Here is a 14,952-nt window from a genome sequence, read left to right on the forward strand (position 1 = left end):
CGTCAGGGGATGAAGATTCGCGAGCCAATTGGACCCATCTTTGGTATCCTTGTCGTTGCGCGCACTCCTGCGCCGGAGTTCTTGTTAAACTCCGCGTCGTTCCATAGCTCCGAAACCCTAACCTTAAGCCTATCGGGGCGATCCGACTGTGGCACCTCAAGCCAGTCGCTCAAGTTCGCCGCGACACCTAGAGTGACCGCTTCGAAGGCTGAAACACTAAACGCTCCAGCGGACTTGTTCTTGGGTCTGTTGTAGCGACGGAAGACCTCGGGCCCAAGCGCCCCAAGGACATCGAACAAATCCTTAAACTCCCGCTCTTTGTCGCCGAAGGCAAAGTCTGAATCCTGCGCAAATTGGAGGGATTTATCCGTAAGGAAGCTATCGACATCCGCAAACGACCGGAGTTCCGCAGGGGCGCTATTGCTGAAAACAAGATACCTGACAACCAGTTCCAAATCGTATTGCTCAGCAAGTTGGCGTTCCGTGAGCGGTACGCAGTCTTCGTAGCCGCCGTGCTTGCGCAATGCGTCGAGCCAATCATAGAAACGAGGATTTGCCATGAGAAGTTGCGCCGTCCGTACTTCCTGAGGAGAGGTTGGCGTTCCTCCGCTGTTCAGGCGATCGAAAACTTCATACTTGACTGTATCATCGCTCTCCTTGAGTAGAATTCTGAAGTCCAGTCGAGCCCGCTTGAAGCTGATCCTGAGTGAGTTTGGAAAGGGATTGCTTCCATCCGAGAACGTGGCACCCTCAAGTCTGGTCAAGTATTTCGTCTTGACGAGCGTCGTCGGGGGTCTCATTTCGCCGGTCGCCGCGTCATGGAGTTCGCCCATGAACTGAAGAATTGTCGAAAGTCGTTGTAGTCCATCAACCACCTCCCAAACCCCATCTTCTCGTTGGGCCACGAAAATGGTTGGAAGAGGAATATCTAAAAGGATGGACTCAATTAGCCGGGATTGCTGTTCAATCGACCATCGAAACAAGCGCTGAAACTCTGGCCGAATAATGATTTCGCCATCTCGATAGAGGTTAGCCACTTCGCCGATCGACATTTGATAGCCGTCGGACCGAATGCTCTGGCGATTCTGGTCTACCTCTTGCTCCAGACTCATTCGGTAACTCCATTCGAATCTCAAGGGCTCGCGCTATCACTCAAACCTTAGTCCTGAACCATACTTCGGAATTGACCGCATGGCTAGGACAGGGTGGTCATCCCTAGCCGGACCATCGATTCAGTCCGTTCCTTCGTGTACCAGTGTGTCAAGGTAGCCACAGTGTCACGGCAGGTGCAGGCGTTGCGGCGACGGTGCGGCATACCGACGACCTAGTGACTTCGTCTGTGGGGCGCAGGGTGCCAGAGCTGCCGGGGCGCGACACCAAGGCCGCCGGGCAGATTGCCGAAACGCTCTCTTTAGGATCAAGGCGCCACGCTCCGCGTGACGCAGGGCGCACGGCCCGGTGCGTCCGCGTCCACCGCGGTGGGAACCGTAGAGACGTGTGGAGCTGCGTCGCGCACAGGATCCAAGGCACGTCGCGGCTGTTGGTGCAAAGATCGCCCGGTTCCTCCGCTGTACCATGCGTGGTACGGAAGCCCGCCTGCGGATCTATGACCGGGTTGGGGGCTTCCGGCTGCCGCGCCAGTCCAACCCCGGGACTGGCTTGCCCTCGCATCGCTGGAGTGACGCGCCGTACACCTGGCGTTGTCTTCGGCGATCCTAGGGCAAGATCGCAAACCCTCGCCTTGGTGCGTCTGCGTCCTCGACCACCGATCTAGCTATGGTGGGGCGTGACCACACCGAGGCAGAGAGTACCCCGCGGAAGCCTGTTCCCGATCGTCGAGGCATTCGGCTTCCCACACGACAGCACCTCCCCCGGAGCGAAGGAAACGTGGCAAGACCGGGCCTGTCCTTTCGTCGGTAACCGATGCGAGAAGTACGTTCAGTACACCTATGGATACTGCTCGGTCACGTACGCCGCGGAGTGGGACAAGGGCGTACCACACACGTATGCCGTGTGCGATCACCGACTTGATGGCGAGCCGGTTGATTGGGTGCTCATGGATCATTTCAATACGACAGACGTCACCGTCGTTCCCGAGGTGACTGCAATTGCTAAGCCTAAGCTGAACATCGACTTTGTTGCCTTCAAAGAAGATGCGAAGGCGCAAGAGGGTGTCGACCTGGTAGCTATCGAGGCTCAAGCGATCGACCTCCGCGGAGGCGGAGTCGGGCCGGCGTGGCGTGCATGGGAAGATGGTCAGACGTCGGAGTGGCGCTCGTATTTCAGTGAAGCTGCCAAAGAGAAGAATCGGCGCGACACGATTGACTACGGTGTGAACGTCGGGAACGTATACAAGCGTCTGGGAACGCAGGTTGCGGTGAAGGGCGAGTACTTCAAGCAGATCAATGTTCCGCTCTACGTAGTTGCCCAGCATCGAATCCTTGAGCAACTACGGGCCAGGGTTGACTTCGACCCGGTCCCTGTTGGTCATGAGTGGGACATAACGTTCGCGAGCTTCGACTACGATGGCACTCGGGAATTAGATGGGAGGCTTGCGTTCCGCTTCCGTGAAGCGGTCCGAACTACGCTGCCCAATTACCTCAATGCCTTGACGTCAAGTCGTGCAGTGACCGAGTACCTAAGGTCCGACTTTATTGATAAGGTTCGCATGAAGTCGGAGAGGTAGCAGTAACGGCCTGGAGGTAACCCGCCACAAGTGGCAGTCCTCCAGGCCGTTCCGAGTCAGGTGCTACTACATCTCCAGGGTTCCTTGAATTGCCGCAACATTCGCTTTGGCTGCTGCAAAAAATGTTGGTGCCATTTCAAAACCCAAAGCTCTGCGCCCATTGTCAACCGCTACGGTCAATGCGCGTCCAGTGCCACAAAATGGATCCAGTACCAAGCCGCCTTGCGGGCTTGAGCTCACAATTCTAGGCCGAATTAGCTCGGTTGGAAACGTAGCTGAGTGTCCGTCCGAACCAGCCCGTACGTTCACGGTGACGACATCCCGTGCGCCGGACTCAACCGCAGAGATGTCGTAGTAGTACTTCGGTCGCCCTTCCTTGGGTCGCTTCACGAAGTGGAAGAAGTGTTCGTGTGCAAGACGCAGGCGATCCTTCTCGGGGCGAGGTGGTACGTTGCGCTTCTCCCAGATCAGATCATTTCGCAGGATCCAACGCACGCTCTGCATGCCGATGGCAAATCTTGCAGGAATGAGTAGAAGCTGCTTTTCCTGGCGGAAGCCACCCATCGGAGTCTTGCGCCGCGCCCGCGGGTTGTCGCCGAGTCCTTGCCGGCCATCCATGCGGATGCTGGACCAACGCGCGAAATAGGTGTCTCCGATGTTTACCCATAGGCTGCCGCCGGGCTTTAGGGCAAATGAGCCTCTTTGGAAGATCTCGACCAGATGGTCTACGAACCACTCTGGCAGTGGTTCTAGACCCAAAGATCCCCCATGTAGCCTGTACCAATCATAGGGTGGTGTCGTGTCCTGGTCGCCACCCTCGGCTTTCCATTCGGCCAGAATGTTCTCGTTATGACTCTGCCCGTATGTGCGGAGTCCCCAATACGGAGGGGAGGTGATGATCAGATCGACCGATTCCGGTGCCAACTTGGCTAAGAGGTCGTATGCATCTCCTTCGCGAACCTCAGCCATAGCGTGACCGGCTGATGACTCGGTGTCTTGCTGAGTCGTCATGGCATGAATCCTAAGGGTCATGGCTGCTCAGGGCAGCCTTGGCGGGGCCGTGAGGTTGACAGCATCACTAGCTGGGGTCGAGCGGCGTGGGGAGTCGATAGCAAGGCATGTGCCCCCGGTGGGCTCCTCGCTCTGGACCAACTCCTACGCAGGCAACCCCTTCGCGTCCTCACGGAGCCCAGCCAGAACCGGGTAGCAACGAGCACCCGGTTCTGATGATCTTAGAGTCAGGCCGTGCTCTGGTGATCTCCGGCTGTCGCCGGGCTGTCGGGAGGCAACGTGTGAGGAGCAAAGTTGCCGAGGGCTGACCGATCGACGACCCGGTCAGAGCGGGGATCGGGCTTACGGCCAGGTGAGAGATGGACGAGTAGACCTGTACGGATTCTGTGTCCAGCCCAAGTAGTTGGGCTGCGGACCGCCCTGCGGGCGGCCTCCGGCCGTCCTCGGGAGCCCGCAGCCCGCAACTAGCCAGGGCGCGGACCCGGCACGGACTGATCTTGGGTTGCTGCACCTCTCTCTGATGCGTTATCGCAGGGAGATGCCGTTGTGGCAGCCTGAGCTGTAGTCCATTCCTAAACCGTGTGTCGCAGGTTCGAATCCTGCCGGGGGCACCTCGAAGATCAGCAAAACGTCACCTGACCAGCAGGAATGCCCGCCGGTCGATCTGATCTCGTAGGCAGTCGTAGGCCGCCTGTAGCCACCGTCTGACGGTGGTCGCGCAAAACACGTGCAATGATCTTGAAGCGCTGTGGGGCAGTGTTGATGCAGCTCAGACAGCGCAAACGTGAGAGGCCGCAGCGTCAGCCACGGCCTGTCGGACCCTACCGCTGATCGTCATGCCGACAGTGCCCTGGCCACCCGTTCGTTGAACCTGGCTCCAGTCTCCGTCGATGCAATTCACGTACGACTTGAGCGGCAGGTCCAAGGAGTGAACCGCGCAGCAGCAGCGCTTGTGACGGCGTTCAGGGCGCGGCACAAGCCGGCTCGTGTCGGCTGCTGGCGGTGCTCGTCATCTGCCGCCCAGTCGGCTGCAGCGGGCCAAGATCATGGATAGACGTCATGGCGCGGAGGAACCCAGTCTGGCCACCATGGAGGCTCACCTGCCGGGCACAGGGCGTTCTGTAGCGGCAGACCGGCCAGCGCGAAGTACGCCCACGAGACGGCGGCGACCACAATGACGCTGATGAGAACGGCTGACGCGACCCAGGCCCGGCCCGGTGCAATCCATCGACGGAGCAGGGTATATCCGACCGCGAGGGCCACTACGTGGGTGAGGAGCAGCACCGGCGCCATCAGCATCAGCCCCATGTTCGCCGTCGCGTTCACGCCGACATCGCACATGTTGTAGGCCCGGAAGACCACCACCGGGCCGGCACACGACGCGAGCACGGCCAGGACCAGCGCGACAGGCGCGATGCGGCTCAGACGGAGTTGGTCTCGGCGTACCGCCCCCTGCTCCATGGTGTCCCCCCACCTGGCCGGTCCGGGGTCTGATCATGGCAGGCTTTTTCGGTAGGTGCCTACCCCGAGCCGTACGCCGCAGTGCCGTGACGATCGCGAGGGTGGCCGCCCGCATTCGCGGCTAAGTGATCGACTGCCATGCCGCTTCGGCCACCGCTACCCGACCGTTGACCAGGCGTAACGGACGTATCTGGACAGTCGGAAACGGTTCTCCGAACTGACGGTGCCGTTCCTAGGCGTGGGGGCGTCGGGAACGGACGAGATCTGCGTACTCCGCACCTGTCATGCCGGAGTTGACCCAGCGATCGGGATGCGCGCCGGCAAGGCCTTCGGCGTACGCGATGGCCTCTGCCTCGTCGGCGACGTGCGCCGTAGGGCGCTCAGGGTGAACGACCGCGTCAGGTATCGCATCAGCGGATCCTAGAGCCGCTCTCGGTACCGCCTTGGCGCGATGACGCCTGTGCCGTGGTGGGAGGCGGCCGAGAGGCCCTGGTATCGCCGGCCGGACTGGGACGACATCGCGACAGGACCGGATTGCTACGGCGACGATTTGGGCGCGAGGTGAGCTGGGGAGCGCCACCTCGCGCCGACGACCGCCGCAGCCGTCCTCGGCCACCGTGCTCCGAAGCTTCTTCCGTGAATCCCGATCCGTCTACAGCTCGGTTCGTCCGGGCGGTGCCCCGCTGGTCACTGACTCCCGCTCCGGGTTGGGCTCTGCAGGGGCCGGTGCCTCCTCCGCCGGCACTCGCGAAACCGATGTTGCCCCGGCCGCTGACCGTCGCCGTTCTGCCAGGGACCAGACCAGTGGCAGGCCGATGGCCGCGATCACCCATACGGGGGTGTAGAGGCGGTCGAACTCGCCCCACATCGGGTGGGCGACCTCGGTCGCGATGCCGGTCATGCCCGCCGCGACGACCAGCAGTGCCACGGACCGCTGCCACCGCCACAGTGCCACCGCGCCGACGATGATGGCGACCAGCAGGAGTGGCCGGTTGCCCTGCTCCTGGACGAACCACGTCCAGTACGCCTTGTTGAACATGACGAACCGGTACCACGGCACATCCACGTCGGGGTTGGCGAAGTGTTCGGTGAACGTGTCCTGGAGGGACTCACTGAACCCGGGCCAACCAAGGATTTTGGGTACGAGGAGGCTGACCGCCAGTACGAGGATCGAGTTGACGGCGAGCAGCACGGTTCCGAGGTGACGGCGCTGCCGGTCGAACAGCCAGATGCCGACTGCGGCCGCGACCAGGGTCAGGCTCAGCATGGTGACCTGCGAGAACTTGACCAGGAATCCGAGCAGTTGGCCGCCGACGACGAGGGCCAGTCCGAGTTTGATGTTCCGTTGCAGGAGGAACCACGCACCGGCGATGGTGATCAGGGTCGTCAGCACCATCGATCCCTCGGCGAGGGTTCGGGCCGACCAGTAGCCGACCGGGAGCACGTAGAAGAGCACCTGCCCGACGAGTGCCACCCCACGGGTGGCCCCGAACAGCCGGAGAAGCAGGAAGACCATCAGTCCGGCTCCGGCGGCAATCAGCCAGGCAGTGAGGAACATCCCCCGTTCCAGGCCGAGGACCTTTACCAGGGGTGCCGACATCAGGGGATATCCGTACCGGTTTTCGAAGATCGCCTGGTAGCGCGGGGAGTTCGGGGTGAAGCCGTCGGCGGTCGGGACGCTCCGGACACAGTCGGCGTACGAGCTGTCGAGCATGGGTGGGTTCGTGAACAGTTGCACCGGGTGCAGCGTGCGTGCCTGTTCGTATCCCAGTGCACCCCGCTTGCAGATCATCCGGATGGACTCGTCGTGCGCCTCCTGTTCGGAAGCGCCGAGGATCTTCATCGTCAGCATGCCGTACCGGTACGAATCGTTGTATGCGGCCTCTTGGCGCATCCCGATTAACTGGAGAAGCACGAACGCCAGCGCCAGCCCGGCCGGGGCCCAGCGCAGCACCCAGCCACGGTCGATCGAAACGCGCACCCTGCCGCCACCCATCATTGAGCCGTGTCGCAACGGTAAAGATCACTGACCGAATCAACCGCGAGAATAGGGGCGGCGGCAGGAGACTGACAAGCCGGCCCTCATCGCGCAGGACGACGGGCGACAGGGTGTCTGGGGCTTCCGGGGGACGGGCGAAGGTCCTTGCCGCCGGGCGAACCGGATGACGGAGGCAGCTCCTCGCCGCCGGCTGAACCGGTTGACCGGGATGGGTTGGGGCTCACCGGCGTGACCGGGACGGGTTGGGGACCACCGGCGTGACCGTGGGCGAGCCACGAAGGACAGCCGGGTGGCGACCGCCGTCGGTGTCCTCGTGGTGACCGGTGCATGACGGCATGGCAACCGGCGCATGGTGACCTGGTGACCGGTGACCTGGTGTGCGGGGTACGGCGACGGCACTGGCCGCTCTGCCCGAAAGGCGAATAGTTTCACCCCATGACCTGCTGATCACCGATCTCGAAATACCGCTGTATGTCTTCGATTCGCTGATCCGGGTCACGCATTCTCCGATAGATCCATTCGATTCTCATGTGTTCAAGTACGTATTCCAAACGCCTCCCGGGACTGCGGCGCCTTTACAGCGGAGGTCGGAGCGGAGGACCGGAGGACCGGGGATCGGGGGACGGTCCGACCCCGGCGGCAGGGAAGGGTTCCATGTCGGTGCCCGTGTCGGCGTCGTGTCGGGGCGGTGTCAGGTGCACCCCGCAGGCTGGGTGACATGACAGCAGATCTGGTGATCGAGGCAGAGGGCCTCGTCAAGCAATTCGGGAAGACGAGGGCGCTACAAGGCGTCGATCTTGCCGTACCGAGGGGGACGGTGCTGGGAGTGCTCGGCCCGAACGGTGCCGGCAAGACCACGGCGGTACGGATCCTCTCCACGCTCCTGACCCCGGACGCCGGCACGGCCAGGATCAGCGGGTTCGACGTCGTACGCGACGCGGGGCGGGTCCGGCAGGCGATCGGTCTGACCGGCCAGTACGCCTCCGTGGACGAGGACCTGACCGGCCGGCAGAACCTGGAACTGTTCGGCACACTGCTCGAACTGGGGCGCGCGGGATCCCGACGGCGGGCCGCCGAACTGCTCGAATGGTTCGATCTCACCGAGGCGGCCAACCGGCAGGCCAAGACGTACTCCGGGGGCATGCGGCGGCGGCTGGACCTGGCCGCGAGCCTCGTCGGCTCCCCGGACGTGATTTTCCTCGACGAGCCGACAACGGGACTCGACCCGGCCAAGCGCGAGGACATGTGGGACGTGGTCCGGTCGCTGGTCACGAACGGGGCGACCGTGCTGCTCACCACCCAGTATCTGGAGGAGGCGGACGCGCTCGCGGACGCGATCACGGTCATCGACCACGGCCGGGTGATCGCGTACGACACACCCGAGGGGCTCAAGCGGGTCGTCGGCGGTCAGACGCTCGAGGTCCGGCCGTCGGATCCGGCGAACCTGGCCCGGACCGCGTCGATCCTGTCCGAGGTGTCGTCCGGGGCCCAGGCCGACGAGATCCGCAAGGGCGTGCTCGCGGTCCCGGTCGCCGACGACGCGGCCCTGACCGAGAGTGTCGCGCGGTTCGCCACCGCCGGTATCGCGGTCACCGAACTGTCCCTGCACCTGCCGAGTCTGGACGAGGTCTTCTTCACCCTCACCGGCCGGACCGCGTCCGAGGACGACACCACCAGGACCGAAGACCCCACCGGGACCGGCAACATCACCAAGACCAAGGAGGTCGTGGCATGAGCACCATGGTCGGCGTACGCCCGACAACCGGCGGCGCGCTGTCGGCGGTGGCCCCGAACCCGCGACCGTTCCGGCTCGTCCGGCACTCACTGGCACTCGCCAAGCGCAGCCTGATCAAGACCTGGCGTACGCCCGAGGCCCTCATCGACGTCACGCTGCAGCCGGTGCTGTTCCTCATCATCTTCGTCTACATTTTCGGCGGGGCGGTCGCCGGATCGACCCACGACTACCTTCAGTTCCTGCTGCCCGGCATCCTGGCGCAGACGATCGCGACCGGTGCGATCGCGATCGGCGTCAACCTCAACACCGACATCGCCAAGGGCATCTTCGACCGGTTCCGGTCGTTGCCGATCCCGCGCTCGGCGCCGCTCGTCGGTGCGGTCCTCGGCGACGTCGTCCGGTACGTGATCGTCACGATCTCGACTCTCGCGATCGGCTACCTGCTCGGCTTCCGGATTGAGACCGACCCGTTGAGCGCGATCGCGGGGTGCCTGCTCGCGGTCTTGTTCGCGCTCTGCCTGAGCTGGCTGCCGGTGTTCGTCTCGATGAAGGTACGCACACCGGGTGCCGTACAGGGTCTGATGTTCGCCCTGATCATGCCGCTGAGTTTCGCCTCCAACGTGTTCGTCGACGCCAACACCCTGCCCGGCTGGATGCAGGCGTTCGTCAAGGTCAACCCGATGACGCACCTGGTGGACGCGGTACGCGGACTGTTCCTCGGCACCCCGGTCGGCTCGCACGTGTGGTGGACCCTCGCCTGGTGTGCCGGGTTCGTCGCGGTGTTCATGCCGCTGGCGCTGCGGGCGTACCGGAAGAAGGTCTGAGCTAGGCGAGCAGGTCGGCCATCAGTTCGCGGATGCGGGCGCTGGTCGCGGCGATCGACCGCTCACGCCATGCGGCCAGCAACGGCTCACGCTGCTCCTCGTCACCGGGGGCGGCGGTGAGCCGTTCGCCGTCTCCGGGCGGGAACATGCGGCTGACGTTGCCGCCGATTCTGGTCCCCAGCGCCCACAGTTCGGTCGCGGTCGCCGGATCGCCCCGGTACGCGGCGAACTCGGCTCCGCCCAGCGCCCATGCCCCGATCACCGGATAGTCGTGGCTGGCCAGCGCCTCGTCCCGGGCGAGCGTCAGCAACGCGACCGTGTGGGCGACGGGGTCGTCTCCCGAGGTCGGCCACACCTCGGCCATCCTGAGGTGGAGAACCGCGACCGCGACCCGGAGAACGACGCACGCCTGCGCCGGCAGCGGGTTGGCGGACCTGGCAACGGTCCGGGTCACCAGGTGGGCGTAGGTGAGCGCCTCGTCGTACCGCTGGCGCTGCCAGGCCAGGTGGGCGAGTCCGAGGGTGGCCTGGGCGACGTCCATCTCCTCGGCCTGACCGGACGCCCTGGTGTCGTGCAGCCGCTGCTCCGCGTCCGTGTCGCCGCCCAGGGCCAGTTGCGCGTCCAGCATCACCCTGATCGACCGGGCGTCCTGGGTCGCGCCGACCAGGTCCATGTGGCGGACGCTGCGGGCCAGCCACTCGGTGGCCTGCGGATCGTCGCGTGAGTTGACCAGGTGTCCGGCCGCCTGCGCCGCCATCGCCATGCCCCAGTGGTCACCGGCCACCTCGAACAGGCGGTACGCCCGTTTGGCGTCGGCGACCGACTCGTCGGACATGCCCCAGTTTTCCCGTACGGCGGCGCGGGCGAACAGGCCCAGCCCCTGCACGTACGGGTCCGGGTGGGCGATCATCTCGGCGGCGCCCTTCGCGCTCTCCTCCGGGTCGAACTTGTCGAACCCGGGCAACGCCGACGCCAGTACGGTGTGCCGCGACGACACCTCACCGGGCCGTTCGGCGAACACGGTACGCAGCGCCCGCCGGGCGAGTACGGCCAGCCGGATCGGTCCGGCTATCCCGGCGTTGACCCCGATCAGCAGGCAGGTCCAGGCGAGTCGGTCGGCGTTCGGCAGCGGCCTGCCCGTGGCCCGGCCGCGCAGGATCGCCGAACCCGACCGCAGCTCCGGCTCGTCGGCGTGCAGCAGACCACGGGCCCAGCCGGTGACCTCCAGGTGCAGGCCACGCACCGTCCAGAGGTGGAACAGCGCGGTGGCGATGTCGATCGCGGCGGGTTCGTCGCCGTGCCTGAGCGCCCACCGCAGCCCCGCGACGAGGTTGTCCTGCTCCGCCGCGCACTTCGCGAACGCGTCGAGCTGGCCGGTGCCGGTGAAGTGTTCGGCGAGCGTGACGGCCTGCTCCCGGGCCCATTCGACCAGTCCGGCCATCGCCGGTTCCCGGTCGCCGGCCGCGTCGAGGCGGGCTTCGCCGTACTCGCGGACGGTTTCGAGCATCCGGTACCGGGGCGGTCCGTCCCCCTCGACCAGGGTCAGCAGGGACTGTTCGACCAGGGTCGCCAACCCACGCCGTACGTCCGGGGTTGCCGTCACCGCGGCGGCGAGGTCGGCGGTGAACGGTGCCGGGATGACGGCGAGGCGTTGCAGCAGGTCACGGTCGCCGGGGGAGAGGAGTTCCCGGCTCCAGTCGACCATCGCCCACAGGCTGGCGTGCCGGTCCGGTAGCCCCCTCAACGCGTCGTCGAGCAGCGCGAACCGGTCGGTCAGACCGGCGATGACGTCGTCGATCGGCATGTGCCGCAGCCGGGCGGCGGCGAGTTCGAGCGCCAGGGGCAGGTTGTCGAGCCGGTGACACAGCAGGAGGGCTCGTTCGGTGTCCCAGGTCGGTACGGCCCCACCGGCTCGGGCCCGCGTCTGCACCAGCCCGAGGGCGTCCGCGTCCGGCAACGCCGTCAGCCGGTGGACCAGCTCGCCGACCAGGCCCAGCGGGGCGCGGCTCGTGGCGAGCACCGCGACCTCGGGGGAGGCGACCGCGAGCAGGTCCGCGACCACGGTGGCCACGGCGTCGAGGACGTGCTCGCAGTTGTCCAGCACCACGAGCCCGTCGAGGTCCGGCGCGATCATGCGCAGCCGTTCCTCCGGGGTCAGCACCCGCCGGTCGAGTCCGAGGTTGGCCCCGGTCGGCGAGGTGTCCGCGCCGCCGAAGGCGCCCAGGACCGTGGGCAGGACCTCGTCGGGCGAGCGCAGCCCGGCGAGTTCGAGAACGCGTACGGTCTGCCCCTTGGCCGCCGTACGCCGGGCGACCTCGGCGGCGAGCCGGGTCTTGCCTGCCCCGCCGGTCGCCACGATCGTCACCAGGGGCGCGTCGACGAGGGACGCGCTCACCGCGGCCACGTCCCCCTCCCGGCCGACGAGGGCGGTCGCGGATCGGCGCCACGCGGCGGGCAGGGCGATCGTCGCCGGGCGGCGGGGTGCCTCCACGGGGGCGGGGGAGGCGAGTTCTCCGCGTAACAGGGCCAGGTGGACCTGCGTGATCACCGGCGACGGGTCGGTGCCGTACCGGTCGGCCAGTTCCGCGCGGAGCTGCTCGACCACCTCCAGCGCCTCCGCGTCCCGGCCCTGCGCCGCCAGGACGCGTACGAGCAGCGCGGCCGACGGCTCATCCGGTGGGGTGTGCGCGACGAGCCGGCGCAGGTCGCCCTCGTCGAACGGCCCGGCACCGGCGAGTGCCGCCTGGGCGCGCACCGCGGCGACATCGGCGAACAGGCGGGTGCTCTCGGCGGTGACCAGCTCCGGGACCTCGGGGAACAGCGCCCTGGCCTGGTCGGCGCAGCGGCGTGCGGCGCCCGCGTCACCCGTACCCAGTACGGCCCGCGCCCGCTCCACCAGCGACCGGGCCTCGACGGCGTCGACCTCGACCTGCTCCGGGGGAACCCGGTATCCCCCCGGTACGGCGACCACGGGCAGCCCGAGGCGGCGTACCCGGGACACGAGTGCCTGGACGGCCCCGGTGGTGTCGTCGGGCGGTGTGCCGTCCCAGACGGCGTCGACGAGCGCCGCGACGGACACCGCCCGCCCACGCGCGCCGACGAGCTCGCGGACCATCGCCGCGAGCCGCTCGCCCCGAACCGGCGCGCCGTCGACGGCGAGCGGGCCGAGGGTGGTGATCTGCACGGTCCCAGCATCCCCCACCGACGCACCGATCCGTCCGCCACCACCCGCGACCGCCCGTCCGGCACGCGCGAGCCGGCCGGGGGCGGCACGATCCACGATCAGCCGAGCAGTACGGCGAGGGTCGCGTCGTCGTGGCGTTTGACCGTACGTCCGGTCGTGCGCAGCCGCTCGGGGCGCTCGACCTCGCACCGCCGTACCGCCTCGATCGCCGCGCCGGGGCCCCGCCGCTCGACCAGGTCGAACACCTCGGGCCAGGTGAAACCGAAGAAGTCGACCAGTCGGGACACCCCGTCGGTGCAGAGCAGCAGCCGGGACAGTTCGGACCGGCCGATACTGCCCGTGATCGCCTCGGTGGCCGCTGCGGGATCCGTCGACGCCACCCAGAATCCGCCCCGCCGGTTGCGGAGCCGGGCGACGCTGACCCGGTCGTACGCCGGCAGCCCGCCGGTACGGTCGTCGTTGATCACGGTGATCCCGTCGGCGTGCTCGAAGACCACCGCCGAGTCGCAGAGGACGAGGTAGTCGACCTGTCCGTCCCGTTCTCGGACGATCGCCACTGTTGATGACGGACTGTCCGGGTTCGTCAGGTCGCATTCGTGGGCGTGGCGCCGGCTGACGCCCTCGATCGCCCCGGCCAGTACCTCGTCGAGCCCGGCCGCCCGGTCCGCCGAGAGCGCCTCGGTGAGGTGCGCGCCGAGCATCCGTACCAGCCAATTCGGCCCGTGCAGACAGCCCGAGTCGAGGCCGGGAAGCTGGGTGACACCGTCCAGCAGGATCGCGAACCGGGCCGACACCACAACATGATCCTCGTTGCGCCGGCCCGGAGCCGGGTCGGTCGCGAAGGCAAAATCCATGGGTACGATTCTTCCCCCGAATCCGTACCGACGATCTCGCCCGAACCATGGTCGAGAGCGTTCGTCGGCCGGGGACGCAGGCGGCCGATGCCCGGTGGCCGTACTCGGGCGCTCGGTAAGCTATGTAGTCGTGACCACCACGTTTGCTGACCTGACCACGATGCGGATCGGCGGCCCGGTAGGGCGGCTGCACGTCGCCACGAGCATCCCGCACGCCATCGAGCTGCTGCGCGCCGAGGACAACGCGGGAGAGCCCCTGCTGGTGATGGGCGGCGGGTCCAACCTCGTCGTCGGCGACCTGGGTTGGCCCGACACCGTGATCAAGATGGCGTCGACCGAACTCGACATCGACGGGGACCTGGTCACCGCCGCCGCCGGGGTCGAATGGGACCAACTCGTCAAGACCGTCGTCGCGGACGGGCTCGCGGGCATCGAGGCCCTGTCCGGGATTCCGGGCTCGGTCGGCGGCACGCCGGTGCAGAACGTGGGGGCGTACGGCACCCTCACCTCGGACGTGCTCGAATCGCTCACCGTCTACGACCGGGAAACCGGCCTGGTCGAGCGTTGGCTGCCCGAGCAGTGCGGTTTCGGCAGCCACCGGCAGTCGGTCTTCAAGCACAGCGACCGCTGGGTGGTGCTCGACGTGACGCTGCGCCTGCGCCGCGACGGCCAGTCGAACCCGGTCACCTTCCCCCAGGTCGCCGAGCGGCTGGGCATCGAGGTCGGCGGGACTGCGGCACCGGCCGACGTACGCGAGGCCGTAATCGCCCAGCGCCGAGACCGGGGAATGGTGTTGAACCCCGACGACCACGACACCTGGAGCGTCGGGTCCTTCTTCATCAACCCGGTCCTCACCGAGGTGCCCAAGCGCGCCGCCGAGTGCCCGAGCCACCCGGACATCAAGGGCACGAAGCTCTCCGCGGCCTGGCTGATCCAGCACGCCGGCTTCCCGCCCGGGTACGGCCAGGACTGGGGTAACGGAACCGTCGCCCTGTCCAGCCGGCACGCGCTCGCGGTGACGAACCGGGGCGGCGCCACGACGGCGGACGTGATGAAGTTCGCCGCGCACATCCGCGACGGCGTCGCGGCCATGTACGACGTCCGACTGAACCCGGAGTGCGACCTCATCAACTGCTCGTACTGACCGGCCCGACCCGGCGCAGGGATGCGGCCGGGCGCAAAGCGGTTGGCTGGGCGG

The 14,952-nt window shown here is 66.4% G+C and carries 10 protein-coding genes; 4 read left to right on the forward strand and 6 right to left on the reverse strand.

Going from position 1 to position 14,952, the window contains the following annotated elements; translation table 11 throughout:
- Positions 1 to 2: 2 nt before the first annotated feature.
- Entirely contained in the window at positions 3 to 1,112 is a 1,110-nt protein-coding gene (locus ACWEFB_RS12640; protein ID WP_452284991.1) for a DUF262 domain-containing protein, read from the reverse strand.
- Positions 1,113 to 1,786: 674 nt separating this feature from the next.
- Between ACWEFB_RS12640 and ACWEFB_RS12645 the strand changes: the two genes are divergently transcribed.
- On the forward strand, positions 1,787 to 2,686 hold the full coding sequence (locus tag ACWEFB_RS12645) for a hypothetical protein (RefSeq protein ID WP_452284993.1): 900 nt from the start codon (positions 1,787 to 1,789) through the stop codon (positions 2,684 to 2,686).
- Positions 2,687 to 2,752: 66 nt separating this feature from the next.
- Here ACWEFB_RS12645 and ACWEFB_RS12650 read toward each other — a convergent pair whose 3' ends face one another.
- The 3 genes from ACWEFB_RS12650 to ACWEFB_RS12660 all read right to left on the reverse strand — a co-directional run bounded on the left by ACWEFB_RS12650 (position 2,753) and on the right by ACWEFB_RS12660 (position 7,139).
- Entirely contained in the window at positions 2,753 to 3,697 is a 945-nt protein-coding gene (locus ACWEFB_RS12650) for a DNA-methyltransferase (RefSeq protein WP_452284995.1), read from the reverse strand.
- A 1,044-nt stretch (positions 3,698 to 4,741) separates the two neighbouring features.
- On the reverse strand, positions 4,742 to 5,158 hold the full coding sequence (locus ACWEFB_RS12655) for a hypothetical protein (protein WP_452284997.1): 417 nt from the start codon (positions 5,156 to 5,158) through the stop codon (positions 4,742 to 4,744).
- A 652-nt stretch (positions 5,159 to 5,810) separates the two neighbouring features.
- The gene (locus tag ACWEFB_RS12660) at positions 5,811 to 7,139 is read right to left on the reverse strand and encodes a hypothetical protein (RefSeq protein ID WP_452284998.1); all 1,329 of its coding nucleotides are present in this window, start codon (positions 7,137 to 7,139) and stop codon (positions 5,811 to 5,813) included.
- A 736-nt stretch (positions 7,140 to 7,875) separates the two neighbouring features.
- Between ACWEFB_RS12660 and ACWEFB_RS12665 the strand changes: the two genes are divergently transcribed.
- Entirely contained in the window at positions 7,876 to 8,892 is a 1,017-nt protein-coding gene (locus ACWEFB_RS12665; RefSeq protein WP_452285000.1) for an ATP-binding cassette domain-containing protein, read from the forward strand.
- On the forward strand, positions 8,889 to 9,716 hold the full coding sequence (locus tag ACWEFB_RS12670) for an ABC transporter permease (protein ID WP_452285002.1): 828 nt from the start codon (positions 8,889 to 8,891) through the stop codon (positions 9,714 to 9,716). The genes ACWEFB_RS12665 and ACWEFB_RS12670 overlap by 4 nt, the downstream gene beginning before the upstream one ends.
- A 1-nt stretch (position 9,717) precedes the next feature.
- Here the strand turns inward: ACWEFB_RS12670 and ACWEFB_RS12675 are convergent, their stop codons facing one another.
- Positions 9,718 to 12,900, reverse strand: coding sequence for a BTAD domain-containing putative transcriptional regulator (locus tag ACWEFB_RS12675; RefSeq protein ID WP_452285004.1), 3,183 nt, complete (start codon positions 12,898 to 12,900; stop codon positions 9,718 to 9,720).
- A 98-nt stretch (positions 12,901 to 12,998) separates the two neighbouring features.
- Entirely contained in the window at positions 12,999 to 13,754 is a 756-nt protein-coding gene (locus ACWEFB_RS12680) for a protein phosphatase 2C domain-containing protein (RefSeq protein ID WP_452285006.1), read from the reverse strand.
- Between the two features lie 130 nt (positions 13,755 to 13,884).
- Here ACWEFB_RS12680 and ACWEFB_RS12685 point away from each other — a divergent pair, with 130 nt between their 5' ends.
- Complete coding sequence (locus ACWEFB_RS12685) at positions 13,885 to 14,898, forward strand: UDP-N-acetylmuramate dehydrogenase (protein ID WP_452285008.1); 1,014 nt, start codon at positions 13,885 to 13,887, stop codon at positions 14,896 to 14,898.
- The last annotated feature ends 54 nt before the right edge of the window (positions 14,899 to 14,952 follow it).

The organism is Micromonospora sp. NPDC004704, assembly GCF_053601675.1.

What these genes read in the sequence shown, in the direction of transcription:
- ACWEFB_RS12640 (WP_452284991.1), bottom strand. Translation starts at nt 1,112, where the DNA reads ATGAGTCTGGAGCAAGAGGTAGACCAGAATCGCCAGAGCATTCGGTCC.
- ACWEFB_RS12680 (WP_452285006.1), bottom strand. Translation starts at nt 13,754, where the DNA reads ATGGATTTTGCCTTCGCGACCGACCCGGCTCCGGGCCGGCGCAACGAG.
- ACWEFB_RS12665 (WP_452285000.1), top strand. Translation starts at nt 7,876, where the DNA reads ATGACAGCAGATCTGGTGATCGAGGCAGAGGGCCTCGTCAAGCAATTC.
- ACWEFB_RS12655 (WP_452284997.1), bottom strand. Translation starts at nt 5,158, where the DNA reads ATGGAGCAGGGGGCGGTACGCCGAGACCAACTCCGTCTGAGCCGCATC.
- ACWEFB_RS12670 (WP_452285002.1), top strand. Translation starts at nt 8,889, where the DNA reads ATGAGCACCATGGTCGGCGTACGCCCGACAACCGGCGGCGCGCTGTCG.
- ACWEFB_RS12650 (WP_452284995.1), bottom strand. Translation starts at nt 3,697, where the DNA reads ATGACGACTCAGCAAGACACCGAGTCATCAGCCGGTCACGCTATGGCT.